Below are 25,076 nucleotides of genomic sequence, written 5' to 3'. Positions count from 1 at the left end.
GCTCGCTGTGGCGTCGCCCTCACGCCTTCCCCAGATGCTCCAGCGCGTCCTCCGCGCGCAGCGGCACGCGCGAGGCCTCGTTGTTGAGGTCGACGAGCTGCACCAAAAGCCCCATCAGCGCCTTGCGGTCGGCGGGTTTCAGCGGCTCCAGCATGCGCGCCTGGGCGCGCTCGACGGCGGGGATGATCTCGCGCAGGATCGCCGCGCCTGATTTCGTCAGATAGAGCAGCTTGATCCGCTTGTCTTCGGGTGCCGGCTTGCGCTCGATAAAATCCTTGACCTGCAGCCGCTCGATCACGCTGCCGAGCGTGGAGCGGTCGAAGGCGATCACCGCCGACAGCCGCGTCGCGTCGATGCCGGGATGGGTGTGGATCGCGATCAGCGCCGCATATTGCACCGGCGTAAGATCGAACGCCTTGCACTCCTCCATGAAGATCGAGACTGCGATCTGCTGCATGCGCCGGAACAGATAGCCCGGCGCGGCATAGACCGCGTCTATCGTGATCGGAGTGGCGGGCTTACTCGGCATCGGGCTGCTTCTCCGGGGCGGCGTTTGCGAAGGCCGGCAGCGCCTTTGCCGCGGTTTCCGCCTTCAGCAGCCGCGGATAGGCCGACACATCGACGCCGAAACGGCGGGCATTGGCGAGCTGCGGCACCAGGCAGAGATCGGCGAGCGTCGGCACATCGCCGAAGCAGAACGGTCCCGGCTCGTCCCTGATCAGCGTCTCGCAGGCCGACAGCCCCTCGCGGTTGACCCACGCCGCCCAGTCCTGGACCTTCTCCTCGGCGAGCCCAAGCTCGCGCAGCCGCGCCAGCACCTTCAAATTCTGCACCGGGTGGGTGTCGCAGGCGATCGCCAGCGCGAACGCCCTCACCTTCGCGCGCCGCAGCGGATCCTTCGGCAGCAGCGGCGGATTGGGGTGCGTCTCGTCGAGCCATTCGATGACTGCGACCGATTGGGTCAGCACCGCGCCCCCATCGTTCTCCAGCGTCGGCACCAGCCCTTGCGGATTGATGGCGAGATAGGCGGGCGCACATTGCTCGCCCTTGCGAAGATGATGCGGCAGGTGCTGGGCGCCGAGGCCCTTGAGGTTCAGCGCGATCCGCACCCGATAGGCGGCGCTGGAGCGGAAATAGCCGTGCAGCTTCATCGGAACCCTCCCTTTTGTTTTCCGTCATTCCGGGGCCCGCGAAGCGAGAGCCCGGAATGACGACGACCTTGTATGTCGTTCGTCACGTTGACGCTACCTAAATCGTAAGTATACTGTCAATCAACAAAACGAACGGGAGCCGCACCATGGAAGCCGTGACCAAGACGCCGGAACGCGAGGCGTTCTACAAGAAGATCGACGGCGAAAACCTCACCGCGCTTTGGACGGTGATGAGCGATTTGATCACGCCGGAGCCGAGGAGCGCCTGCCGGCCGCATCTGTGGAAATTCGACGTCATCCGCGACTACATGACCGAAGCAGGCCGACTGATCACCGCCAAGGAAGCCGAGCGGCGCGTGCTGGTGCTGGAGAACCCCGGCCTGCGCGGCCAGTCGAAAATCACGACCTCGCTCTATGCCGGCGTGCAGATGGTGGTGCCCGGCGACGTCGCGCCCGCCCACCGGCATAGCCAGTCGGCGCTGCGCTTCGTGCTCGAAGGCAGTGGCGCCCACACCGCGGTCGACGGCGAGCGTACCGCGATGGAACCCGGCGACTTCATCATCACGCCGTCGATGACCTGGCACGACCATTCCAACGAGACCAGTGAGCCGATGTTCTGGCTCGACGGCCTCGATATCCCTCTGGTGCAGTTCTTCGACTGCTCTTTCGCGGAAGGCTCCAAGGAAGATCAGCAGAAGATCACAAGACCGGCCGGCGACAGCTTTGCGCGCTACGGCCACAATCTGCTGCCGGTCGACGTGAAGCGGAGCTCGAAGACCTCGCCGATCTTCAGCTATCCCTATGCCTACACCCGCGAGGCGCTGGAGAAAGCCCGCGCGAGCCAGGAGTGGGACGCCTGCCACGGATTGAAGCTGAAATTCAGCAACCCCGAGACCGGCGATTTCGCAATGCCGACCATCGGCACCTTCATCCAGTTGCTGCCGAAGGGTTTCAAGACCGCGCGCTATCGCGCGACCGATGCGACCGTGTTCTGTCCGATCGAGGGCCGTGGCCGCAGCCGCATCGGCGATGCCGTTTTCGAGTGGGGCCCGCGCGATCTGTTCGTGGTGCCGAGCTGGCAGTGGGTGACGCACGAGGCTGACGACGACGCCGTGCTGTTCAGCTTCTCGGATCGGCCGGTGCAGCAGAAGCTGGATCTGTTTCGTGAGGATCGCGGGAACGGGTAGGCGACGCTGCTAGCCACACCGTCATTGCGAGCGAAGCGAAGCAATCCAGAATCTTTCTGCGGAGACAGTCTGGATTGCTTCGTCGCAAGGGCTCCTCGCAATGACGGCTGTGGCTACCGCCAGTGCAGCAGTCTCGTAGGGTGGGCAAAGGCGTCCTTGCGCCGTGCCCACGTCTTCGCGACTCATGGAAAATGGTGGGCACGCTTCGCTTTGCCCACCCTACGGCAGCAGTGATTGCGGCTAACGCCAGTGCAGCAACCTTGTCTCCAGCCAGCCGATCACCTTCCCGACCACAAGCCCGAACACCGACAGGATCACCACGCCCGCGAGCAGCTGGTCCGTCTGCATCAGATTGCCGGCCTGAAGCACGAAGGCGCCGATGCCGTACTGGGCGCCGATCATCTCCGCACTGACGACGAGCAGCAGTGCGACGGACGCCGTGATGCGGAAGCCGGCGAGGATGGCGGGTAGCGCGCCGGGCCAGATCACCTTGCGCACGATGGTGGCGAAGGGAACGTTGAAACTCTGCGCCATGCGGATGAGGTTGCGCGGCACCGCATCGACGCCGCTATAGACCGAGATCGCGGTCGAGAAGAACACGCCTAATGCAATGGTCGCGATCTTCGGCTCTTCGCCGATGCCGAGCCAGAGAATGAGCAATGGCAGCAGTGCGATCTTCGGGATCGGGAACAGCGCCGAGATGAAGGTGATGCCGACGCTGCGCGCAAGCCGCGACAAGCCGATGGCAAAGCCGACGACGACACCGGCCGCTGTTCCCAGCAGCCAGCCGACACCGATGCGCAGCAACGAGGCGGAGAGATGCTGCCAGAGCGCGCCTGAGACCGCGAGCTCGTAGATCGCCCGCGCGATCGCAGCCGGTGCCGGCAGGAACAGCGGATTGACGAGCCCCGCGCTGCCGGCCGCCTGCCAGATCGCGATGACGAGGGCGAGCGCGATCCAGCCGCCGAAGCGGCTGCTGGCGGGCACGAAGCCGGCGCCGCGAAAACGGACGCGCCGCGTCGTGTCATCCTTCGCAGGCATCCCCGCGCGATCAAGCATGCTGGACCTCGCGCTCGGCGTCGATCGCCTCGTTGCGGATCAGCGACCAGATCTGGTTCTGAAGCGCCAGCAGCTGTTCACGCGCAGCGATCTCGCCGCGTTCAGTGCGCGTCATCGGCACCGTCACGACTTCGCGAATGCGGCCCGGCCGCCGCGACAGCACCACGATGCGGTCGGCGAGCCGCGCCGCTTCCTCGAGATTGTGGGTGACATAGACCGCGCCCATGCCGCCGTCGGCGAGCAGGCGGACGAAGTCTTCCATCAGCAATTCGCGGGTCTGCGAATCCAGCGCCGAGAGCGGCTCGTCCATCAGCAGGATGGCGGGCTTGACCGCGAGCGCGCGCGAAATGCCGACGCGCTGGCGCATGCCGCCGGAGAGCTGCTTCGGATAGGTTGTGCGAAAATCGGTCAGCCCGGTGCGGCGCAAGGCGTCGTCGACCAACGCGCGGCGTTGGGCTGCCGAGAGCTGCGTGTGCAGCAGCGGAAATTCGACATTCTCCTCGACCGTGGCCCAGGGCAGCAGCGCGAAATCCTGGAAGACGAAGGTCAGCGGATTGAGACTGTCCGCCGGCGGCGCCCCGCGCAGCTCGGGCGCGCCCGAGGTCGGCTGCAACAGCCCGCCGAGGATCGACAGCAGCGTGCTCTTGCCGCAGCCGGACGGACCGACGATCGCCACCACCTCGCCGGCACCGACGGTGAAGGAGACGTCGCCGAGCACGGCGAGGTCATCGAAACGATGGCTGATGTGGTTGGCGATCAGGTCCATTAACGCAACTCCCCCGCCCTAGACCCGTCATCCTGAGGTGCTCGCGAAGCGAGCCTCGAAGGATGCGCGGCCCGGATGCAGCTCGGCCGCTCATCCTTCGAGGCTCGCAGCGCAGTGCGGATGCACTGCGCCACTCGCACCTCAGGATGACGGGGATGGTTGGAGGAGCGCAGCATCAATCCGCCTTCACAAAATCCTTGGCGATGATCGCGTTCGCATCAAAGCCCTTGTCGGCAAAACCTTGCTCCTGCAGCCACTTGATCTGGTTGTCGACGTTCTTGACGTCCAGCTTGCCGTCGGGATCGATGTAGGCGCAATTGCCGACCACTTGCTCGACCGGCAAATTGGTGTATTTCGCGATGATCTCCAGCAGCGGTTTTGTCTTGTCGTTGATCGGGGCAACGCCGTCCTTCATCGCAGTGAGGATGACGTCGTGATATTCGCGGTCGGCTTTCGCGAGCACGCCGAGAAATTTCGTCACCAGCACCTTGTTGGTGAGTGTCTTGGGCGAAGCGAACACCGCACCCAATTGCCAGGGTGTCTCGTCGCCGACCCATCCCAAAAACTTCGCGCCGCCTTCGTCCATCAGCTTTCGCGCAGTAGAAATGGGCAGCAGCGCCGCATCGACCGTCTCGCCCTTCAGGGCGGCGGCCGCGTTCGACAGCGATTGCAGCGGCACGATCTTCACGTCGGCGAGCTTGAAGCCGTATTTGTCGGCGAGCAGCCCCAGCGAATAGTGAAAGCTCGAGCCGACCTGCGTCATCGCTATGCGCTTGCCCGCGAGGTCCTTCGGCGTCTTCAGTCCGGCGGCATAGGCGTTGTTGCTGGCGAAATAGCCGATCAGGGGATAACCGGCCTTCTCGCGGCTCATGCCGCCGATCACCTTCAGCGTGCCTTTGCCCGCAAGATTGTAGAGACCCGCGGTGAAGGCGGTGACGCCGAAATCGACGTCGCCCGAGGTCGTCGCGACCGCGATCGGCTGCGCCGCGTCGAAGAACTTCAGCTCGACGTCGAGACCGGCCTCGCGGAAATAGCCCTTGTCCTGCGCAATGAAGACCGGCGCGGACGACGACAGGCGGAGTACGCCGATCCTCGCCTTCAGCGCGTCTTCGGCCCGGGCCGTGCCCATCGCTGTGATCGCCATCAGGCCAGCCAGTGCGAGCCGCGCAATCCCGATCATCCCGTTTCCTCCGTCGTCGTTCCCTCGGTCGTAATGTTACAACCGTCACAAACCTTCGGGCACGGGCTGGTCTCGCCCGATGAAGGCGCCCTGTTGTTTCAACGTTTCCTGCAATTTTTCAATGGGGATGTCGCGCGGGATGCGGTTTCCTGAGAGCGCGAGCGCCGCGGCGGAACCGGCGGCCTCCCCCATCACGAAACAGGCACCGGAAACCCGCGCCGCCGACTGGCCCTCATGGGTCATCGAGGCGCAGCGGCCGGCGACGAGGAGATTGTCGACGCCTTCGGGCACCAGCATGCGGTAAGGCAGCTCGTTATAGCCGCGCGATTCCGGGATTGGCGGGAACGTGAAGACGACGTCGCCGGGAACATGGGCCTCGATCGGCCAGCCATTGACGCCGATCGAATCCGCGAACGAGGCGCAGCCGAGCACGTCCTCGCCGCTGAGCTGGTAGCCGCCCTTGATGCGGCGGGTCTCGCGGATGCCGAGCTGCGGCGGCAAATCGACGATGTAGGACTTTTCAAAGCCTGGCACGGTGCTGCGCAGGAACTCGAATGCGGCCAGCGCCTGCTTGCGGCCCTCGATCTCGCCGCGGGTGAGGTCGTCGGGCTCGATGCCGTTGATGGCATGGCCGTCCTCGCGCGCCACTTGCGTGAAATTCACCCGCCATTCGATGCCTGATTTCTGCGGCCGCACGATCGCGCTCTTGCGCGGGAATGTGTGGGTGCCGGCGGCGAGCGCCTTCTCCATCAATTGCGGGATGGTCCGCCAGGCATCGCCCGCCTTGTCCGGATCGATGCCGTTGAGACGAAGCATCATCGAGGGGTACATCGGATGGCCGTGCTCGTCGCCGACCTCGAAGGGCGCCCCGGCCCAGACCGCGAGGTCGCCGTCGCCGGAGCAATCGATAAAGACCTCGGCGCGGACCGCCTGCCGTCCGGCCTTGGTCTCGACCATCAGCGCATCGACGCGGCTGTTATCGCCCATCACGACACCGGCACCGAGCGCATGGAAAAGGATGTGCACCTTGTGGCTGGCGAGCAGCTCGTCGGCCGCGATCTTGTAGGCCGCGGTGTCATAGGCCTGGGCGAAGACCTTGCCGAGGATCAGATGCGGCGCGTTGAGGCCGTTCAAATGATCGATCCGCGCCAGCAGATCGGACGCCATGCCCTGCACCAGCCGGTGGGCCTGGCCGTAGACATTGCCATGCAGGCCGCAGAAATTGGTGACGCCGGCAGCCGTGCCCATGCCGCCGAGGAAGCCGTAGCGCTCGATCAGCAGCGTCTTTCGTCCCGCGCGCGCCGCTGACGCCGCCGCCACGATGCCGGCGGGTCCGCCGCCGAGAACGACGACTTCATATTCGCCGTAGAGCGGCACCTGGCGTGCCGGTTCTTCGATCATCATGGCCCGCATGAGCGTCCGCTCCCAAAATCTCTTGCTTGAAGCCGACTATGAATTAACGCAGGGCGAGCTACAATCCACCAAAATACGCGATCAGCTTTCTCGAATCGAGAAAGGTCGACATGGACATCCTGGTAAACCTTCAGGCCTTCCTCGCCACTGCGGATACGGCCGGATTCTCTGCCGCCGCACGCAAGCTCAATGTCTCGACCTCGGTCGTCGCCAAGCGCGTCACGCAACTGGAGGCGCGGATCGGCGCGCCGCTGTTCCATCGCTCGACCCGGCAATTGCGCCTGACGGAAGCCGGCCAGCGCTATGTGCATCGCGCCCGCAGTGTCGTCGCCGATGCCACCGACCTGCTCTCGCGCATGGGCGAGAAGGGACACGATCTCGTCGATCACCTCCGCATCAAGGCGCCGACCTCGCTCACCGTGGCGCGCCTTGCCGACGCCTTCAGCGCCTTCCAGACGCAGAACCCGCGATTGAAACTCGAGATCGTGCTGATCGACCGCCCGGTCGATCCCGTCACCGAAGGCTTTGACATCGCCATCGGCGCCTTCCCTCATTCCTTCGGCGGCGTGGTCGACGAGCCGCTGTGCCCGCTGAAGCGCCTGCTCTGCGCCTCACCGGTCTATTTGAAGAAGCACGGCACACCAAAGCATCCGCGCGACCTCGTCGACCATCGCTGCCTCAGCTTTCTGCCGACGGGACCAGAGTGGATCTTCGACGGCCCGCGCGGGCGCATCAGCATCCAGATCAGCCCGCTGCTCTCCTCCAACGAGGGCCATGTGCTGGCGCGCAGCGCGATCGCCGGCAACGGCATCGCGCTGATCTCTCATTACCTCGTGGCGGATGCCCTGCGCGACGGTACGCTCAAGCCGGTGCTGCGCGACTTTCCAATTCCCGAGCTGTGGGTCAAGGCCGCGATCCCCGAGCGGCGGCGCAACGCCGCCGCGGTGCAGGCTCTCTTGCGCGAATTGAAGAGCGCGCTGCTACCGGTGCTGTAGGCCGCCTCGTTCGCCCCCGCGGCGTCGCCGACTTCTCCGGAGTTCAGGCCGCCGAGCGGATGGTGTGGAGGAAATCGTCGACGTTCGACCTCATCGAATCCGCCTGCTGCTTCAGGGCGGCTGCGACCGTAAGGGCGGCTTCGGCGCCGGCGTCGGTCTCGCCCGCCACGGCGCGCACCTGACCGATTTCCTGCGTCACCGCCGTGGTGCCGTTGGCCGCCTCCTCGACGTTGCGCGCGATTTCGCCCGTGGCCGCGCCCTGCTCTTCGACGGCCGCGGCAATCGCAGTGGCGATGTCGGCCATTTCCTTGACGGTGGAGCCGAACTGCCTGATCGCCTGAACCGATTGGCCGGTCGCACTCTGGATCGTCGCGATCTGGCTGGCGATCTGCTCGGTCGCCTGCGCCGTCTGGGTGGCGAGACTCTTGACCTCGCTGGCGACGATCGCGAAGCCCCGGCCGGCGTCGCCGGCGCGCGCCGCTTCGATGGTCGCGTTCAGCGCCAGCAAATTGGTCTGGCTCGCGATGGCCTGAATCAGCTGAATGATGGTGCCGATCTTCTCAGCCGCATCCGACAGCCCATGCATCAATTCGGAGGTGCGGTTGGTCTCGTCGGTCGCCCTGTTCGAGACTGCGACGGAGCGGTGCACCTGGCTCGAGATTTCACGGATCGAGGCCGCCAGCTGCTGGGTGGCGGAGGCGACGGTCTGCACATTCATCGATGCCTGCTCGGCGCGGGTCGCGACCGCTTCGGCGAGCCCGCGCCCGCGTTCGGCGACCTTTGCCAATTCCTCGGCGCTGCGCCCCATGTCGTCGGCACGGCCGCCGACACCGGAAATGACGCCCTGCATGCCCTGCTCGAAGCGGCCGGCAAGATCCGACATCATGCGGGCGCGGTCGGCCTCGCTGGCTTCGCGCTGTGCCGTCGCCTCACCTTCCATGCGGCGAACCGCCAGCGCGTTTTCGCGGAACACCTCGACGGCGCGCGCCATGCGGCCAATTTCGTCGCGCGAGTCGCCGCCGGGGATCGGCTCATCGAGCTCGCCCGCCGCCAGCGACTGCATCCGGTCCGTCATGCCGCGAATAGGACCCGACACGCTGGCGCCGATCAGCCAGGCCAGCACCGCTCCCAGCAGCAGCGCGCCGGCCGCGGTCGCGATCACGGTCTGCTTGGTCTGATCGACCGCTGCCGCGGTCTTGTCGCCCTGCTCGGCGCGCACGGTGCCGAGGTTCGCGTTGATCCTGTTGACGTGGTCGTCGATTGCCGCACTGGCCTTCTTCAATTCAGCCTGTCTGGCGCGCAGATCGGCAGCCACCTTGATGACCTCGTCCAGCGCGGCCGCGTCGGCAGTGATCGCAGTCTTGAGCGCCGCGACCAGCGCCTTCAGCTTGGCGTCGTTCGCCCCCGCCAGCTCAGCCTCGGTGTCTGCGATCGCCAGCTGGGCATAGGACAACGCCTGCTTGGCGTCGTCGGCATCACCCGTCGACAGAGTGGACCCATAGCGCATCACGGTGATGCGCAGTGCGTCAACGACGCCGGCCAGGCGCATCGGGTTGACCAGCCGTTCCGCGTCCTCGGACCGGTTGGCGAGCGCAACCTGAATGCCGCTGACATTGAGGCCGGCGGCTGCCCCCTGGGCGTCGGTCTTCGTGGTCGCGGCGCGCAGCCGATCCGCCGCCTCCGCTGCCGCGGTGAACGACGAGCGATAGGTTTCCAGCGCGGTCTTGACCGGGCCGATGCCTTCCGCGATCGCTTGCAGCTTGCCGAATTGCCGGTCGACCTGATCGGCCAGTTTGCCGACGCCGTCGATCGCCTTGGCCGCGGCATCCTTGTCGCCGACATTCCAGGTTCGGATGAATTTCTCGACCGCCGAGTTCGCCTCCAGAAGCGCGGCCCGCGCCTGTGACATGCCGGCGTCGCCGGCGGCGCTGGTCACGAGCTCATTGACCGTTCCGCCGATCCGCTCGACCTGGACCATGGCAAAGCCCGCGAGCAGGACCAGAAAGCTGAGAACCAGCGCGAAGCCGCCAAACACGCGCGGACGAACGCCGACCCGGGACATCATGTGCGATAATTTCATGGCAAATCCGAAATTCTTCAACGAGTGGAGCGGATGGCGGCGAGCAGATCCTTGCCAAACCGCTTCTCGAATTCCTGATCGAGCGGCTTGACCGCATCGACGAAGGGCTGGCGATCGAATGTCTCGATGACGTTCATGCCGCCGCTACGCACTTGCTCAAGCGATGCGGCATCGAGCTTCGCCTGCCAGGTCGCCTCCGCTCCCTCCTTCGCCAGCGCGATCAGCATGGCCTGGTCGGCCGGCGGAAGCTGTTCGAACATGGCACGGTTGGCGACGAACGCGATCGGCGCGAAGAAGTGACCGGTCAGCGTGAGGTATTTCTGGACTTCGTAGAGCCGGGAGCCGGCGATGGTCGGCACCGGATTTTCCTGCCCATCGAGCCGGCCGTCCTTCAGCGCGGTATAGACCAGCGGAAATTCCATCGGGACCACTTCGGCGCCGAGCGCCTTGAACGTCATCTGGTAGATCTCGTTCGGAATGACGCGAATCTTGAGCCCTTTGATATCCTCGGGCGTGCGAACCGGCCGCTTCGAATTCGTGACGTTGCGAAATCCCTGTCGGCCGATCGCCAGCAGCGTCAGCCCCTTGTCGGCGAATTTGACGGCGATCGCCGCGCCGATCGGACCTTGCGCCACGGCCTTCGCGTGGGCTGCGTCGCGGAACAGGAAGGGAATGTCGAAGACGCCAAGTTCGGGGACGACCGAACTGACCACAGACCCCGACAGCACCGCCATATCGACCGAACCGGCCCGGGTCGCCGCCAGGATGGCGTTCTCGCTGCCGAGCGCGTTGGTGGCCCGCTCGTCGATCACCATGCGCTTGCCGGCCGATGCCACCAGCTTCTGGCGAAACTCATCAGCCCCGATTTGCTGCGGGCTCCCCAACTGGGAATTGAACGCCAGAGAGACCAATCGCGGTGAAGCGGCAGCCGGTTGCAGAACCAGCAACCCTGCCGCCGCGGCGACGATCGATCCGGCTTTCCAAAGTCCCAAAACTTGTCTGTGCATTCGACACCGTGGCGTGACAATTGTCGTAACCCTAATGTCCTGGAATGATTGAACCCTTAAGGAAGGCCCCGCGGAATTACGGAGATTCGGGTCGATCGGCCGCCGACGAGATTTGGGACAGAGGTCCGATGCAGATGGTATCGGATTGCTGTGGGATAATGAGCGGTTCGAGAGAATGACGATGGGATCAAGAATACAAATGGCTGCCGCCATCGCGATCGGCATCATGGGCGGTACGGCCCCGGCCCGCGCCGAGGTCGCGCAATGCCGGTTCATCCAGGCCAAGCCGGAGCGGGAGGCGTGTTACCAACGTCAGGAAGCCGCGCTCGCCGCCAAGCGCAAGCCGGAGCCCAGCGCGGAAAGCAAGACGCTCGAATCGATGCGCCAGATGCGGCAGGACGACGATGCCGTCTATCGCAGCATCAACAACATCTGCCGCGGCTGCTGAACGACAGAGGCTCAGCCTTGACCGCCACCCCAACTCGCCGCCCGCTTCTCGGCGAACGATGCCAGCCCTTCCGCCGCCTCAGCGCTCTGACGCTTGACTGAATGCAGGTGCACGAGCCGCTTGTACGCGGCATCGTCCACCGCCATCCCGCCAAACGAGCTCTCCAGCGCGAGCTTCTTGGTTTCCGCCATCGCCTCCGGTCCGTTGGCAAGGAGCTGCTCGACCACCTTGGCTCCGGCGGCCTCGAGGTCGGCGAGCGGGACGACCTCGTGGACGAGGCCGATGCGGCGGGCGTCTTCGGCGCCGAAGCGTTCGCCCGTCAGCGCGTAGCGGCGGACTTGCCGTACACTAATGGCATCGCAAAGCTGCGGGATGATGATGGCGGCGGTCAGGCCCCACCGCACCTCCGTGATCGAGAACAGCGCATTGTCCGCCGCGATCACGACGTCGCAGGCGGCAATCACGCCGGTGCCGCCGCCAAAGCAGCCGCCCTGCACCAGCGCGACGGTCGGGATTGGCAAGGTATTGAGCCGCTGCACGGCCTCGAAGGTCGCCCGCGACGCCGCCTCGTTCGCCTCAGTCGATTGCGGCCGCACGCCGTTGATCCATTTGAGGTCGGCGCCGGCCTGGAAATGCTTGCCATTGCCCCGGAGCACGACGACGCGAAGGTTGGACTTCCTGCCGAGATCGTCCGTGGCCGCGAGCACGCCTGCGATCAATGCGCCGTCATAGGCATTGTTCACTTCAGGCCGGTTCAACGTGACGGTCGCAACCCCACGCTCATCGAGGGTCCACAGGACGGGGTTGGCAGTCATCGGCGATCCTCCGGTCATCTTGTTTGCCGCCCACTATGGCTGAGGCAACTCATCCCGATCCATATCTTTCCGGCGTAGGGCGGCCGCGTCCATCGCATGGCGGCTTGTGTCATGCTGCTGTCGGGCGACATCACGGGATCAGGGACGGGACATCACACCATGCGCATCTGCATTTTCGGCGCGGGCGCCGTCGGCAGCCATATCGCGGTCAGGCTGGCCCGCGCCGGCCATGAGGTCTCGTGCGTGATGCGCGGCGCCCATCTGGAGGCGGTCCGCGCCAATGGCCTGAAGCTGCGCGTCGGCGATTCCGAGGTCACCGCCAAGGTGAACGCCTCCGGCGATGCGGCCCAACTCGGCCCGCAGGACGTCGTGATCAGCACGCTCAAGGCGACCGCGCTGACGGGGCTGGTCGCCAGCATAAAACCGCTGCTCCAGGACGACACCGCGATCGTCTTTGCGCAGAACGGTATTCCCTGGTGGTACGGCATCGGCCTGCCGCCGCGGCATCCGACGCCGCCCGACATTTCCTTCCTCGACCCCGGCGGCCGCTTGCGCGCTTGCATCCCGAAAGAGCGGATCGTCGGCGGCGTCGTCTTCTCCTCCAACGAGGTGACCGCGCCCGGTGTGGTGCAGAACCTGACGCCGGACCGCAACCGCCTGCTGATCGGCGAATGCGACGACCGCAATTGCGAGCGCATCACCAGGCTTCGCGGCGTTCTCAACGATGCACGGCTGGAATCGCCGCCGGTGGCGGAGATCCGCGAGGCGATCTGGTCAAAGCTCCTGACCAACATGTCACTGTCGGTGCTGTGCCTGCTCACCGGCCAGACCGCGCGCGGCGTGCGTGACGACCCGGCCTTTGCCGAGGTCATTCCGCGCATGCTGAACGAGGCCAACGACATCGCGCAGCACTTCATCCCCGAGGTCAAGCGCGTGACGCGCAGCGGCCCCGCCCCCAACCACAAGCCGTCGCTGCTCCAGGATTACGAGCTCGGTCGCGCCATGGAAATCGACGTGCTGGTGAAGGCGCCCGCCGCCTTCGCCCGCACCGCCGGCCTGTCGACGCCGACGCTCGACCTGATCGCCGCGCTCGCGATCCAGAAGGCGCGCGACAAGGGGCTTTATTCGGCGTAAGCTTTAGGCGAGCCCGTCGATCCAGGCCGCGAGCGTATCGAGCACCTCGGTAATTGCCTCTTCGTTGGTTCGGCCGGACTTCTTCAGCACCGCGAAGGAATGATCGCCGCCGGCGACCTCGTGCAGCGTCGCCTTCGGGCCGAGTTGCGCGATCACGGGCTTGAGGAGGCTGAGATCGGCAAGCCCGTCGCGCGTGCCTTGCAGGAACAGCATCGGGATCTCGACATGGGCCAGGTGCTCGGCGCGCTCCGTCGACGGCTTTTTGTCGGCGTGCAGGGGAAAGCCGAGAAAGGCGAGCCCTTTGACGTTAGCCAGCGGCGCCTTGGACTGCGCCTGCGAGGTCATGCGCCCGCCAAACGACTTTCCGCCGGCAACGAGCTTCAAGCCGGGGCAGAGCCGGCTTGCGTCCTCGACAGCCGCGCGGATGGTGGCGTGGGCGACCGCTGGCTGGTCAGGACGGCCCTGCTTGTTTTCCATGTAGGGAAAATTGAAGCGGAACGTCGCGATGCCACGATCCGCGAGCCCCTCCGCAATCCTGTCCATCGATGCGTGCCGCATCCCTGCGCCGGCGCCGTGCGCGAGGACGTAGCAGGCGCGCGCCTTGGTCGGCCGCACCAGGATCGCCGAGACCGTGCCGATGCGCTCGACGTCGAGCTTGAGCTCTTGAGTTTTGGTCGCCACAATCAGCCATCCCGACAGACGCGTTTTCCGGCCGCCTTGGTAGCGTCACCCGTGCAGCCTGAAAACACAATAATTGCCGCGGCCGACTGGCCTACCAAGCCGAAGCCGTATCAACCGAGGTAATCATGTCCTACCGCTCCTCCTGGATGACTGAAGAGCTCGAAATCTTCCGCGACCAGTTCCGGAAATATCTGGCCAAGGATCTGGCGCCGCATGCCGAGAAATGGCGCGAGCAGAAGATGGTCGACCGCTTCGCCTGGCGCGGGCTCGGCGAGATGGGCGCGCTGCTGGCGAGCGTGCCGGAGGAATATGGCGGCCTGGGCGCCACCTTCGCCTATGACGCCGCCGTGCTCGACGACCTCGAAAGCACGGTGCCGGAGCTGACCACCGGCGTCTCCGTGCACAGCGCCATCGTCGCGCACTACATCCTCAATTACGGCTCGGAGGAGCAGAGGAAGCGCTGGCTGCCGAAGATGGCTTCCGGCGAGATGGTCGGCGCCATCGCCATGACCGAGCCCGGCACCGGCTCGGACCTGCAGGCCGTCAAGACCACCGCGAAGAGGCAGGGCAATTCCTACGTCATCAACGGCCAGAAGACTTTCATTACCAACGGCCAGGCCGCCGATCTCGTCGTCGTCGTGGCACGCACGGGCGAAGCCGGCGCCAAGGGCATTTCGCTGATCGTCGTCGAGACCGCCGGCGCCGACGGCTACAAGCGCGGGCGCAACCTCGACAAGATCGGCCTGCACGCCTCCGACACGTCAGAACTGTTCTTCGACAACGTCACCGTGCCGCCGGAGAACCTGCTCGGCAAGGAGGAAGGCCAGGGTTTTGTCCAGCTGATGCAGCAGCTGCCGCAGGAGCGCCTTGCGCTCGCGGTCGGCGCCGTCGCCGCGATGGAGCGCGCCGTCAAACTCACCGTCGATTACACCAAGGAGCGGAAGGCGTTTGGCAAGCCGCTGATGGATTTCCAGAACACCGCCTTCACGCTCGCCGAGCGCAAGACCGAAGCGATGATCGCGCGCGTCTTCGTCGACTGGTGCATCGAGCGCCTCGTCGCCAAGGACCTCGACACCGTCACGGCGTCGATGGCGAAATACTGGTGCTCGGACAAGCAGGTCCAGACCGCGGACGAATGCCTCCAGCTGTTCGGCGGCTACGGCTACATGCAGGAATATCCGATCTCGCGCATCTTCATCGATTCCCGCATCCAGAAGATCTATGGCGGCACCAACGAGATCATGAAGCTGCTGATTGCGAGGTCGCTGTAGCTCTGTTCAACGCGCACGCCAATCGCGTGGGCGGCAGCCGAAGCGCTGCTTGAAGCGCCGCGCGAAGTGGGAGAGATCGGAGAAGCCCCAGTCGAACGCGATAACGCCGATCGCGCGGCCGCCCGATGCCGGATCCTTCAGGTCGGCCGCCGCGCCCACGAGGCGGCGATCCATCAAATAGTCCGAAAATGTCGTGCCGGAGCGTTCGAACAGCTTGTGGACATAGCGCTCGCTGATGCCGACGGCGCCGGCGACCGCCGCGACCGTCAGTCCCGGCTCGCGCAGCCGCTCGTGAATGGCGCGGCGCAGCGCCAGCACGGTCGCGTCTGCAAAGCTTGCGGCCTCCGCCGTCTGCGCCCGCGAGCGGCGCGACAGGCTGAGCGCAACGAGATCGAGCAGCACATCGAACAGCCGAATGCTGTCCTCTTCCGCCATCCGCAATGCGCCGGCATTCAGCGATCGCGCGGTCTCGACGATGAGATGACCGACATGGGGATCGTCGGAGACGCGCTCGGCTCTGAAATCGAACGACGGCGGCAGCCGGTCGCGTAAGGCGCGCGATGGCACCCAGAACGAAGCGACCTCCAGCGTCGGACCGCGATCGTGCAGCAGCGTCACCTCGCGGTCGCTGTCGACGATGCCGACCTGACCGCGGGACAGGCTGACCTCGCTGTCGCCCTGGAGCATGCGGCAGCGCCCGGCGAGCTTGAAGTTGAGATAGAAGCAGCTCTCGGTCGATGCCGCGATATCAGCGCGCGAACGATGCACGGTGTGCTCGGGAAACATCACCCGGTTGATTGCGCCGGCGCCCAGCCCGATCGTCTCCACCTTGGCAGGGAAGCGTGACGTCGTCGCCGCCTCCGGCGTCAGGTTCATGAATGCCTGGCAGATCGCCTCGCGATAGTAGGAAAACTGCTCGTCCGGCCGGGTCACTGCGGTGTTCCAGATGACGTGCCGCGGCCGGCTTGTGGGACTGACCTGCTCCATCAGTTCGCTCCGAGACCAATCCGGTTCAGCGCCAGCCAAGCGGAAAATGGCCAGCCGGTTCACACTTCGCACAACAAGAATTGTCCGCCGCGCCTCGTGAGCGCCGCAAAGGACCCACGTCATGCCGATCTAACCACACCCTCGGGAGCAGCTACAACATGTCGACCTACGTTCTCGTCCATGGCGCCTGGCACACCGGTGCCGAGTTCGAACCCGTCGCGGCCCCGATCCGCGCCGCCGGCCACAAGGTCTATACGCCGACAATCAAGGGCAACCGCCCGGGCGATGCCAAGACGACCGGGCTGAAGGAAGCGATCCAGTCGATCGCCGATTATCTCGCCGAGAACAATCTTAGGGACGTCGTCCTGGTCGGCCACTCCTATGGCGGCATGATCATCACCGGCGTCGCCGACCTCGCGCCCGAGCGCATTCGCCGCCTGGTCTATTGGAATGCCTTCGTGCCGAACAACGGCGAATGCCTCAACGACATGGTGCCGCCGCACTTTATCGGGCTGTTCGATGCCATCGCGGCCGAACGCGGCGACAGCTCTGTGGTGTTGCCCTTCCCCATCTGGCGCGAAGTCTTCATCAACGATGCCGATCTCGAGACCGCGCAGCGCGCCTATGACGTGCTCAACCCGCACCCGTTCGCGACTTTCACCGACAAGATCGCGCTCAAGACCAATCCGGCGGAGATGCCGCTGGCAAAGTCCTACATCAACTGCACCGAGGACATCGCGATGCCGCACAGCCATCCCTGGCATCCGCGTCTGTCGGAGAAGCTTGGTCTGTTCCGCCTGGTGCAGGTGCCGGGAAGCCACGAGCTGTGCTTCTCCGATCCCGCGCGGCTGGCCAAGGCGATCATGGAGGCGGGGCGCGACTGAGCTGCGCGGCTTGATCGCGCGGTCGCCGGTCACCTCATCCGCTTGTCGGCGGCGACGAAGTCGATGAAGGTCCGCACCTTCGCGGAGAGATATTTGCGGCTCGGATAGACCGCGAACAGCCGCCCGTCGAAGATGATGTCGTCGGGCAGGACGTGCACGAGACGCCCGGCGGCGATGTCCTCGGTGACCAGCCATTTCGGCAGGAACGCGAAGCCCATGCCTTCCAGCGCGGCCATGTGCAGCAGCGTCTCGTTGCCGCTGCGCAGGACCGGGGTAAGCTTGACGGTCTCGACCGTGCCGTTCCTGTTCAAGGAGAAGCTTTCGCCTGGATAGAGCGCGTAGTGCAGCAGCGCCTGGCCGGCGAGGTCGGCCGGCCTCCTGGGGCGTCCGGCGCGATCGAGAAAGGCGGGCGCAGCGACCAGGTGGAATGCGACCCTGGTGATGGGGCGCGCGATCAGCGCCTCGTCGGGCGCGCCGGTCGCACGCAGCGCGAGGTCAAATCCCTCCTCGACCAGATTGACCAGCCGCCCGCTGAGATCGACATCGAGGCAAACTTCCGGATAGCGGGCCTGGTAGTCCGCGAGCACGCCCGCGAAGATCGTGTTCGCCATCCAGACCGGCGCGGTCAGCCGCAGCGTGCCGCGCGGAACGACGGTCGCGTTGCTGACGGCGGCTTCGACCTCGTCGAGCGAATCGAGCATCTGCCGCGCCTGCTCGAAATAGAGCGCACCACTCTCGCTCAGGCTGACGCGCCGGCTGGTCCGGTTGAGCAGCCGCGTGCCGAGCCGCTTCTCGAGCTGCATCACATGCTTGCTCGCCATCGCGGGCGAAATGCGCAGGCGCTGCGCCGCGGTCGCAAAGCTCTTCAGCTCCGCGACCAGGCAAAACACCCTCATGCTGACCAGGGAATCCATGAAATCATCAACATTCAGGAAAGGAACTCATCCCGGAACACATAATGATCAAATAAGGCGAAACCATCAAATGGTGGCAACCCTCACGTTCTGGAGAACCACGATGTCCACCACGACCTTCGAGACCGCCACTCCCGGCCGCGCCCTTCGCATCTGCCTCTGGGTCGCGCAGGGCCTGATCTTCCTCGCCTTCGGCTCGGCCGGGCTGGTCAAGCTACTGACGCCGATTCCCGAGCTTGCCGCGATGATGCCCTGGGCCGGCCAGTATTCCGAGACGTTCGTTCGCTTCATCGGGCTGGTCGATCTCGCCGGCGGGATTGGCATTCTGCTGCCGGCCCTGACACGGATCCTGCCGCGGCTGACGGTGCTGGCCGCGCTCGGCTGTTCGGTGCTGCAGGTGTTCGCGCTCGTCTTCCACCTCTCGCGCGGCGAGGCGCCGGTTGCGCCTCTCAATGTCGTTCTGCTCGCGCTCAGCCTGTTCGTGCTGTGGGGACGCGGCCGCAAGGCGCCGATTGCTGCTCGGCAATTTTGAGCGGCAGGACGGCGCGGCCATGATCTCAGCCAATGGATGGTCCCGGAGGGGTCTGCTTGCGGGCACCGCGATCCTCACGGCCGGCGGCACCGCCGCGGCCAAGGAGGATCGTCTCGCCGACGGCGTCGTGATCCTGATCGACAGCAACGAGCCCTATGTCATGGGTCATGCGATCAGCTACTCGGCCAACCTCTCCAGGCATTTTGCCGACAGGGGAGCGAGATTGCTGATCGAGGTCGTCGCCAACGGCAAGGGCATCGACGTCTTCCGGGCAGACAAGACCCCGCTCATCGAGCCGCTTGCGACGCTGCGGCAGTCGCTGCCCAACCTCACCTACAGCATGTGCGCATCGTCCAAGGCGATCGCGGAAGCCAAGGAGCAGATCTCGATTCCGCTGATATCAGGCGCGAGCCTCGTCCCCTTCGGAATCGGCCGCGTGGTCGATCTGCAACTCAAGGGCTGGGCGTATATTCATGCATGACGAGGCGCGCGAACGCGTTCCAGCAATATCGCGGCGATCGATCCTGATGGCTGCACCGGCACTTTTTGGTTCCTTGCGCACGGCCCGCGCGCAGGAAAGCTGGCCGCCGGTGTTCGAGGCCGGCCGCAGTCAGTTCACGGTGGTGCGGCCGCGCGCGTTAATGCCACAGCTAAGGCTCCACGACATCGGCGGCAGGGAGGCAGTGGTCAAGGCGAAGCCAGGCCGCATCACCCTCATCAATTTCTGGGCGACGTGGTGCGCGGCCTGCCGGCTCGATCTGCCCGTGCTCGCAAGCCTCGCCGGATCGCAGCGCGACCAGCTGGATGTCGTGGCGATCTGCACCGACACCAAGGACCTTCGAAAAATCCGCGCGTTCCTCGGCGGCCTCGCCGTGCAGAACCTCGCCTGCTATGTCGACGCGTATGGCGCGGCAGCCGAAGCATCCACCTCGGTCTTCACGCTCAATGGCATGCCCATCACCTATCTGGTCGGAACAACCAACCGCGTCGAAGGCTACATCACCGGCGCGGCCGAGTGGCTCTCGCCGGCAGGCGCGCGGCTGCTGACATTCTATCGCGAACAAGCCTAGAACGAGACAGCCGGCCGCCGCGCCACCGGTCCCGGCGGTCCCTGCTCGCCCGCAAACGACGTCAGATTTGCGAGACAACCGTCATTGCAAGGTGCGGCAGCAAACCATACGCTGCCCATCATCGGCAGCCGCCGTCTGGTCTCGCTTGCATCGGGAGAATTGCGAATGGTTCACGTCTCGCGACGGAAACTGCTTCAGCTTGCGGCTGTTGCGCCATCGGCACTTCCTCTGGCCTGGACCTCGGTTGTATCTGCCGCGACCGGAAAGAAGACCCTGAGCGTGGTGATGCAATCGGACCTTCGCGTCACCGACCCTGGCTTCACGACAGCCATCATCACCCGCGACCATGGCTACATGGTCTACGATACGCTGCTCGGCATCGATTCCAGCTTCAAGGTGCAGCCGCAGATGGCCGACTGGACGGTGTCCGCGGACAAGCTGACCTACACCTTCACCTTGCGCGACGGCCTGAAGTGGCATGACGGCGCACCGGTGACGGCGGAGGATTGCGTGGCCTCGCTGAAGCGCTGGGGTACGAGCGTCGACGGCATGGCGCGCAAGCTGATGGACTTCACGGCCGGTATCGAAGCCGCGGACGCCAAAACAATCGTCTTCAAGCTGAAGGAGCCCTATGGCCTGGTGCTGGAGACGATCGCCAAGCCATCGTCGATCTGCGCCTTCATGATGCCCAAGCGACTCGCGGAGACCCCGATCAGCAAGCAGATTCCAGAGCAGATCGGCTCCGGCCCGTTCAAATTCGTCGCGGCCGAATTCCAGCCCGGCGTGAAGGCCGTTTACGAGAAGAACACCGACTATGTGCCGCGCAAGGAGCCGGCCGAATGGACGGCCGGCGGCAAGGTGGTCAAGGTCGACCGGGTCGAGTGGTTGACGATGCCGGACGCGCAGACCGCGCTCAACGCGCTGCAATCCGGTGATGTCGATTTCGTCGAGACGCCGCCGTTCGACCTGCTGCCCGCGCTCGAGTCCAATCCGGACATCAACGTGACGATCCTGAACAAGTTCGGCTTCCAGTCGTTCGGCCGGATGAACTTCCTGCATCCGCCGTTCGACAATGTGAAGATCCGCCGCGCCGCGATGCTCGCGATCAACCAGAAGGACGTGCTCGACGCACAGATCGGCAATCCCAAATACTACAAGCTCTGCGGCGCATTCTTCATCTGCGATACGCCGCTGGCCAGCGACGCCGGCGGCGAGACCCTGATCAAGGGCAACGGCATGGCGGACGCCAAGAAGGCGCTGGCCGAGTCCGGTTATGACGGCACGCCCGTGGTGATCCTGGCACCGACCGATCAGATTCTGCTGAAGGCCCAGCCGGTCGTGGTCGCGCAGCTGTTGCGCGACGCCGGTTTCAAGGTCGACCTTCAGGCGATGGACTGGCAGACCGTGGTCACCCGCCGCGCCAACCAGAAGTCGCCGAAGGAAGGCGGCTGGAACATGTTCTTCACTTACCAGGGCGCCGCCGATTCGATGAACCCGCTCGTCAATGGCGCCATGGTCGGCAAGGGCAAGGAGGGCGGCTGGTTCGGCTGGTCCGAGGACCCCAAGCTCGAAGAGCTCCGCGACGCCTTTGCCCGCGCCGCCTCACCGGAAGAGCGGAAGAACATCGCCTTCGACGTGCAGAAGGAGGCCTACGATCAGGTGATCTACGTCCCGCTCGGCCAGTTCCAGGCCCCGAGCGCCTGGCGCAAATCGCTCACCGGCGTGATCGACGGCCCGGCGACGCCGATGTTCTGGAATGTGGACAAGAACGAGTAGCTTCCTCTCCCCGTCCTCACGGGAGGAGGCAAAGCCCTAATTCGGATGCCACCAGCGGCCGCCGATCACGACGCCCTCGGAGACGATCTTGCGATCACCGATCAGGTGCTCGCCGACGACGTCCTCATAGTCGAACTGGCCCTGCCTGACCGTAACAAGCGTGGCGTCGCCGACGCAGCCGGGCTTGAGGCTGCCGAGCTCGGGACGCCGCAGCGCCATCGCCGCGTTCACCGTCGAGGCCGCGATCACGTCCGACAGCTCCATGCCCATGCACAAAAACTTCGACATGGTCGTGACCTGGTCGAAGGCCGGGCCGTCGATGCAGAGCTGATGGATGTCGGAAGAGATGGTGTCGGGATAGAAGCCGTTGGCGAGCATCGCGCGCGCGGTCTTGAAGGCGAACGAGCCCTTGCCGTGGCCGATATCGAACAGCACGCCGCGCTCGCGCGCGTCCAGCACCGCCTTCTTCACCGTGCCTTGCGCGGTCGCCGGCGTATTGGGGAAGGGGCGGAACGCATGGGTCAGCACGTCGCCCGGACGCAGGCGGCCCAGCACCTCCTCGTAGCTCGGCGGCGGATGGTCGATATGCGCCATCAGGGGCATGCCGACCTCGTTCGCGACCTCGAGCGCGATGTCGAGCGGCACGATCCCCGACGTGCCCGAGGAGTGCAGCCCCACGCGCACCTTGATGCCGACGATGAGGTCGCGGTTTGCATCGGCCACCTTGGCCGCCTCGATCGGATTCATCAGCCGCAACTCCTCGCTCTCGCCGACCATGATCCGGTGCGAGAAGCCGAAGATGCCGGCATGCGAGACGTGCAGATAGGCGAGGATGCGGACCTGGCTCGGCTCGATCACATGCTTGCGGAAGCCCGCGAAATTGCCGGGACCGGCGCTGCCGGTATCGACCGCCGTGGTGACGCCGGAGAGGCGGCAGAATTCCTCGGCGTCGATGCCGAGCGAAGTACCGCCCCAATAGACATGGGTGTGCAGATCGATCAGCCCCGGCGTCACGATATAACGCGAGACGTCGCGCACATCGGTGCCCGGATCGGCCTTAAGCCCGGTGCCGATGGCGGCGACCTTGCCGCCCGCAAAGGCGACATCGGTGACGGCATCGAGCTTCTGGGACGGGTCGACCACACGGCCGCCGCGCAGGATCAAGTCGAAAGGCATTGGTATCTCCGGATAGGGCAGCGAGGCGTGGCCGGCACGTCGGCAAGGCCAGGAAGGAAGTCTTCCGCTTCTAGCAAATTTTGCGCCGACGAGCGTGGCAAACAGCGACGATTGCCCATGACAAAATGGCGATCCCGGGACTGCTCGAACTTTCAACGCATGTTTTACGAAACCGGTCTCAGGTCAACAATATCAGCGGCCTGTTCGCTCGGATTCCGACTTCACGTGCAAAGCTGAAACATCCGCGGCCTATTGAAAAGACGGCGAGCGCGCATCCGGCAAACATGGAGTCGTCGGCAGGTCTCGGGCCAATGAGTGTCCGGCAAAGGTTGAGACGTGGCCGACATCATGTAGTTGGAGAAAAACGATGGAACGACTGAAATTGCTTGGCGTGATCGCTCTTTGCGCAGCCTTGGCGCCGGGACAGGCTGCCTCTGCGCGCGGCGGCGGACATGGCGGCGGTGGACATGGGGGCGGTGGCGGACATTTCGGAGGCGGCGGATTTCACGGTGGTGGGCACTTCGGAGGCGGCGGAGGCTTCCACGGCGGAGCTGGTCATTTCCGGGCCGCCGGCGGCTTCCATGCGCCCGGCGGTCTCCATCAGGCCGGGCGTCCCATCGCGGCCGGCGCCGGCTTCCATGGCGGTCAATTCCATCATGCCGGGTTCCGGCATCGCTACCGCCACGCATGGGCTTACGGCGGGGGTCTTGGCCTTGGCGGCGCCTTCGCATTGGGCGCCTATTCGGGCTGGCCTTACTATGGCGGCTACGACGACGGCTACTACGGCGATTACGACGACTCTGCGGATGGCTCGTCCTATTGCGAACAAAAATATCGCTCGTACGACCCGGCTTCGGGAACGTATCTCGGATACGATGGCAAGCGACACCCCTGCCCATAGCTCGATGTGGTGATGTCTTCGAGCCGTGCTAGCCGGCACTTTGGGAATCCCTGAGATCGCTGACGACGCAGGGCCCGAATCGCCGGCGCGTTGCCGTTGCCAGCCCCCAAAGCAATATGGTTGCGACGAATGTCTTTGGGAGGGTGCCGATCAATCAGCTCATAATGCGTGGCGTTGCGAAACCACCACGCTCCGCCCCATAATGCTAAGTCATCGAAAAGCTGGCGATCCCGGGAAGACTCGAACTTCCGACCTACGGTTTAGGAAAACGAAAACAGCTCTTTTCCTAGGTTCACCGCCACTCGTCATAGCCACCGTAAGCTATTCGTTCTTCTTGCATTTTCTCCTCCTAGGTACAACACTGATGATCGCTCCAATCCACCTGTTCAAGGTGCCAAGCAAGTGCCACGGATTAAGCTCTCTGATGTCGGCCTACGGTCTTTGCCAGCCCCTGCGCAAGGCACGGTCGACTATTGGGATCTGACACTTCCCTCATTCGCCTGCCGTGTGTCTCGAGGAGGCGCGAAGACCTTCATCCTCAAAACCCATAACTCCCGCAGGGCAATCGGCAGATGGCCTCTCATTAGTCTTGCGGAGGCTCGCCGCGAGGCAAAACGGCTACTCGCCGAGAAGACGCTTGGCAGAATTCAACCCCAGTCCATAACCGTCGAGAAGGCGCGTGAGCTCTTCTTGAAAGAGAAAGAGAAGGCGCGACGTGCACGCACCGTTCAGGACCTTAAGGATCGCCTCGAACGTCACTTCGATATTCTAGGAAAGCTTGGGAAGGTAACTCACAACCAGATCGTTCGACGGCTTGAAGGGATCAAGACATCCCAGGAGTTCAACGCGGCTCTCCGCGTGGGGCGCACCTTCTTCACCTGGTGCACCAACCGACGCTACATCACCGAAAACCCGACGACTGGCATTGAACGGCGCTCGGTCCCGTCTCGTACGCGCGTCCTCTCCGACGAAGAACTGAAGAGAATTTGGATTGCCTGCTCCGAGCCTCATCATGACATGCCGGAAAGCTATCGCACGATAGTGAAACTCTTGATGCTCACCGGCCAAAGAAAAAATGAGATCGCAGGCGTGGAAAAGATCTACGTCTCGCATAATCAAAAATCGATCTGCCTTCCTGATACGCTCACCAAGAACAAACGACAGCATGAGCTACCGCTGGGCAATATCGCTCTGTCCATCCTGGCGCCCCTGCTCACATGCGACGCCTTGCTATTTCCCGCTCGCGGAAGAGCTACGCCGTTTAACGGCTGGTCCAAAAGCAAGAAGGCGCTCGATAAGGTTAGCGGCGTGGGGAAATGGACGCTTCACGACCTGCGCCGCACCTTTCGCACCATTCACGCCCGCATCGGCACCCCACCTCACATCGCAGAGCGCCTAGTCAACCATATCTCGTCTCGCTCCGACGTTGAAGTCATATATGACAGGCACACCTACTTACCCGAAATGGCCCTCGCGATGGAAAATTTCGAACGCTACATTCTGCAGCACGTGATACCGCAACTCGTCGGCTGATACTTATCGGCCGTCCCATCGCCCCCCTCACCAGCATGCCCTCGAGCGACGCTAAACAGCCGGCGATGTGGGCACGCACTCGCCGCCCACCGGGGCGGGTTTTGTCATTCTGTATG

26 protein-coding genes and 1 pseudogene are annotated in these 25,076 nt (G+C 64.5%); 13 read left to right on the top strand and 14 right to left on the bottom strand.

Annotated features, from left to right (window positions below):
- Positions 1 to 19 precede the first annotated feature (19 nt).
- Both ACKWRH_RS03890 and maiA read right to left on the bottom strand, forming a co-directional pair.
- Positions 20 to 529 carry a MarR family winged helix-turn-helix transcriptional regulator gene (locus ACKWRH_RS03890; RefSeq protein WP_445219393.1) on the bottom strand — a complete coding sequence of 170 codons (510 nt, stop codon included), beginning with the start codon at positions 527 to 529 and terminating at the stop codon, positions 20 to 22.
- Positions 519 to 1,151: a maleylacetoacetate isomerase gene (maiA, locus tag ACKWRH_RS03885; protein WP_445219392.1), complete on the bottom strand. Its 633-nt coding sequence runs from the start codon at positions 1,149 to 1,151 to the stop codon at positions 519 to 521. The genes ACKWRH_RS03890 and maiA overlap by 11 nt, the downstream gene beginning before the upstream one ends.
- Before the next feature lie 146 nt (positions 1,152 to 1,297).
- On the opposite strand from maiA, the gene gtdA reads away from it, so the two are divergent.
- Positions 1,298 to 2,338, top strand: coding sequence for a gentisate 1,2-dioxygenase (gene gtdA, locus ACKWRH_RS03880; protein WP_445219391.1), 1,041 nt, complete (start codon positions 1,298 to 1,300; stop codon positions 2,336 to 2,338).
- Positions 2,339 to 2,578: 240 nt separating this feature from the next.
- Here gtdA and ACKWRH_RS03875 read toward each other — a convergent pair whose 3' ends face one another.
- From ACKWRH_RS03875 to ACKWRH_RS03860, 4 genes are all read right to left on the bottom strand, one after another.
- Positions 2,579 to 3,397, bottom strand: a complete 819-nt coding sequence (locus ACKWRH_RS03875; RefSeq protein ID WP_445219390.1) for an ABC transporter permease — start codon at positions 3,395 to 3,397, stop codon at positions 2,579 to 2,581.
- The gene (locus tag ACKWRH_RS03870; protein WP_445219389.1) at positions 3,390 to 4,163 is read right to left on the bottom strand and encodes an ABC transporter ATP-binding protein; all 774 of its coding nucleotides are present in this window, start codon (positions 4,161 to 4,163) and stop codon (positions 3,390 to 3,392) included. Before ACKWRH_RS03870 ends, ACKWRH_RS03875 begins: the two co-directional genes overlap by 8 nt.
- Before the next feature lie 175 nt (positions 4,164 to 4,338).
- Positions 4,339 to 5,343, bottom strand: coding sequence for an ABC transporter substrate-binding protein (locus ACKWRH_RS03865; protein WP_445219388.1), 1,005 nt, complete (start codon positions 5,341 to 5,343; stop codon positions 4,339 to 4,341).
- 45 nt (positions 5,344 to 5,388) lie between these two features.
- Entirely contained in the window at positions 5,389 to 6,756 is a 1,368-nt protein-coding gene (locus ACKWRH_RS03860; RefSeq protein ID WP_445219387.1) for an FAD-dependent oxidoreductase, read from the bottom strand.
- 110 nt (positions 6,757 to 6,866) lie between these two features.
- Here ACKWRH_RS03860 and ACKWRH_RS03855 point away from each other — a divergent pair, with 110 nt between their 5' ends.
- Entirely contained in the window at positions 6,867 to 7,751 is an 885-nt protein-coding gene (locus ACKWRH_RS03855; RefSeq protein WP_445219386.1) for a LysR family transcriptional regulator, read from the top strand.
- A 43-nt stretch (positions 7,752 to 7,794) separates the two neighbouring features.
- On the opposite strand, the gene ACKWRH_RS03850 is transcribed toward ACKWRH_RS03855, so the two are convergent.
- Both ACKWRH_RS03850 and ACKWRH_RS03845 read right to left on the bottom strand, forming a co-directional pair.
- On the bottom strand, positions 7,795 to 9,831 hold the full coding sequence (locus ACKWRH_RS03850) for a methyl-accepting chemotaxis protein (protein WP_445219385.1): 2,037 nt from the start codon (positions 9,829 to 9,831) through the stop codon (positions 7,795 to 7,797).
- A 17-nt stretch (positions 9,832 to 9,848) separates the two neighbouring features.
- Positions 9,849 to 10,838 carry a TRAP transporter substrate-binding protein gene (locus tag ACKWRH_RS03845; protein ID WP_445222617.1) on the bottom strand — a complete coding sequence of 330 codons (990 nt, stop codon included), beginning with the start codon at positions 10,836 to 10,838 and terminating at the stop codon, positions 9,849 to 9,851.
- 199 nt (positions 10,839 to 11,037) lie between these two features.
- Here ACKWRH_RS03845 and ACKWRH_RS03840 point away from each other — a divergent pair, with 199 nt between their 5' ends.
- Positions 11,038 to 11,286 (top strand): hypothetical protein, encoded by a 249-nt coding sequence (locus ACKWRH_RS03840; protein ID WP_441496827.1) that lies wholly within the window; start codon positions 11,038 to 11,040, stop codon positions 11,284 to 11,286.
- A gap of 11 nt (positions 11,287 to 11,297) precedes the next feature.
- Here ACKWRH_RS03840 and ACKWRH_RS03835 read toward each other — a convergent pair whose 3' ends face one another.
- Positions 11,298 to 12,101: an enoyl-CoA hydratase-related protein gene (locus tag ACKWRH_RS03835; RefSeq protein WP_445219384.1), complete on the bottom strand. Its 804-nt coding sequence runs from the start codon at positions 12,099 to 12,101 to the stop codon at positions 11,298 to 11,300.
- A 159-nt stretch (positions 12,102 to 12,260) separates the two neighbouring features.
- Here ACKWRH_RS03835 and ACKWRH_RS03830 point away from each other — a divergent pair, with 159 nt between their 5' ends.
- Positions 12,261 to 13,235 (top strand): ketopantoate reductase family protein, encoded by a 975-nt coding sequence (locus ACKWRH_RS03830; RefSeq protein ID WP_166353464.1) that lies wholly within the window; start codon positions 12,261 to 12,263, stop codon positions 13,233 to 13,235.
- Between the two features lie 3 nt (positions 13,236 to 13,238).
- On the opposite strand, the gene ACKWRH_RS03825 is transcribed toward ACKWRH_RS03830, so the two are convergent.
- Positions 13,239 to 13,916 carry an alpha/beta hydrolase family protein gene (locus ACKWRH_RS03825; protein WP_445219383.1) on the bottom strand — a complete coding sequence of 226 codons (678 nt, stop codon included), beginning with the start codon at positions 13,914 to 13,916 and terminating at the stop codon, positions 13,239 to 13,241.
- A 125-nt stretch (positions 13,917 to 14,041) separates the two neighbouring features.
- On the opposite strand from ACKWRH_RS03825, the gene ACKWRH_RS03820 reads away from it, so the two are divergent.
- A complete protein-coding gene (locus ACKWRH_RS03820) occupies positions 14,042 to 15,187 on the top strand; it encodes an acyl-CoA dehydrogenase family protein (RefSeq protein WP_445219382.1) in 1,146 nt (381 codons plus the stop codon).
- 6 nt (positions 15,188 to 15,193) lie between these two features.
- Here the strand turns inward: ACKWRH_RS03820 and ACKWRH_RS03815 are convergent, their stop codons facing one another.
- Positions 15,194 to 16,174, bottom strand: coding sequence for a helix-turn-helix domain-containing protein (locus ACKWRH_RS03815; RefSeq protein ID WP_445219381.1), 981 nt, complete (start codon positions 16,172 to 16,174; stop codon positions 15,194 to 15,196).
- Between the two features lie 158 nt (positions 16,175 to 16,332).
- Here ACKWRH_RS03815 and ACKWRH_RS03810 point away from each other — a divergent pair, with 158 nt between their 5' ends.
- Positions 16,333 to 17,058, top strand: coding sequence for an alpha/beta fold hydrolase (locus tag ACKWRH_RS03810; RefSeq protein ID WP_445219380.1), 726 nt, complete (start codon positions 16,333 to 16,335; stop codon positions 17,056 to 17,058).
- Between the two features lie 29 nt (positions 17,059 to 17,087).
- Here ACKWRH_RS03810 and ACKWRH_RS03805 read toward each other — a convergent pair whose 3' ends face one another.
- Positions 17,088 to 17,972: a LysR family transcriptional regulator gene (locus ACKWRH_RS03805; protein ID WP_445219379.1), complete on the bottom strand. Its 885-nt coding sequence runs from the start codon at positions 17,970 to 17,972 to the stop codon at positions 17,088 to 17,090.
- 103 nt (positions 17,973 to 18,075) lie between these two features.
- Here ACKWRH_RS03805 and ACKWRH_RS03800 point away from each other — a divergent pair, with 103 nt between their 5' ends.
- From ACKWRH_RS03800 to ACKWRH_RS03785, 4 genes are all read left to right on the top strand, one after another.
- Positions 18,076 to 18,504 carry a DoxX family protein gene (locus tag ACKWRH_RS03800; protein ID WP_445219378.1) on the top strand — a complete coding sequence of 143 codons (429 nt, stop codon included), beginning with the start codon at positions 18,076 to 18,078 and terminating at the stop codon, positions 18,502 to 18,504.
- A gap of 19 nt (positions 18,505 to 18,523) precedes the next feature.
- On the top strand, positions 18,524 to 18,985 hold the full coding sequence (locus ACKWRH_RS03795) for a DsrE family protein (RefSeq protein ID WP_445219377.1): 462 nt from the start codon (positions 18,524 to 18,526) through the stop codon (positions 18,983 to 18,985).
- Between the two features lie 46 nt (positions 18,986 to 19,031).
- A complete protein-coding gene (locus tag ACKWRH_RS03790) occupies positions 19,032 to 19,574 on the top strand; it encodes a TlpA disulfide reductase family protein (protein ID WP_445219376.1) in 543 nt (180 codons plus the stop codon).
- Between the two features lie 165 nt (positions 19,575 to 19,739).
- Positions 19,740 to 21,350 (top strand): ABC transporter substrate-binding protein, encoded by a 1,611-nt coding sequence (locus ACKWRH_RS03785; RefSeq protein WP_445219375.1) that lies wholly within the window; start codon positions 19,740 to 19,742, stop codon positions 21,348 to 21,350.
- 36 nt (positions 21,351 to 21,386) lie between these two features.
- Here ACKWRH_RS03785 and ACKWRH_RS03780 read toward each other — a convergent pair whose 3' ends face one another.
- Both ACKWRH_RS03780 and ACKWRH_RS03775 read right to left on the bottom strand, forming a co-directional pair.
- Positions 21,387 to 22,526: an amidohydrolase/deacetylase family metallohydrolase gene (locus ACKWRH_RS03780; protein ID WP_445219374.1), complete on the bottom strand. Its 1,140-nt coding sequence runs from the start codon at positions 22,524 to 22,526 to the stop codon at positions 21,387 to 21,389.
- A gap of 346 nt (positions 22,527 to 22,872) precedes the next feature.
- Positions 22,873 to 23,184, bottom strand: coding sequence for a hypothetical protein (locus ACKWRH_RS03775; protein WP_445222641.1), 312 nt, complete (start codon positions 23,182 to 23,184; stop codon positions 22,873 to 22,875).
- Between the two features lie 72 nt (positions 23,185 to 23,256).
- On the opposite strand from ACKWRH_RS03775, the gene ACKWRH_RS03770 reads away from it, so the two are divergent.
- The 3 genes and pseudogenes from ACKWRH_RS03770 (at position 23,257) to ACKWRH_RS03760 (ending at position 24,960) form a co-directional block, all read left to right on the top strand.
- The gene (locus ACKWRH_RS03770; RefSeq protein ID WP_231145450.1) at positions 23,257 to 23,427 is read left to right on the top strand and encodes a BA14K family protein; all 171 of its coding nucleotides are present in this window, start codon (positions 23,257 to 23,259) and stop codon (positions 23,425 to 23,427) included.
- Between the two features lie 402 nt (positions 23,428 to 23,829).
- Positions 23,830 to 24,009: pseudogene (locus tag ACKWRH_RS03765) on the top strand (tyrosine-type recombinase/integrase); the annotation flags it as partial.
- A gap of 108 nt (positions 24,010 to 24,117) precedes the next feature.
- The gene (locus tag ACKWRH_RS03760) at positions 24,118 to 24,960 is read left to right on the top strand and encodes a tyrosine-type recombinase/integrase (protein WP_439375788.1); all 843 of its coding nucleotides are present in this window, start codon (positions 24,118 to 24,120) and stop codon (positions 24,958 to 24,960) included.
- Positions 24,961 to 25,076: the final 116 nt, after the last annotated feature.

The organism is Bradyrhizobium sp. Pa8 (assembly GCF_052588265.1).
The sequence above is the reverse complement of the archived record's forward strand: the minus strand, read 5'-3'. Positions and strand labels throughout refer to the sequence as shown.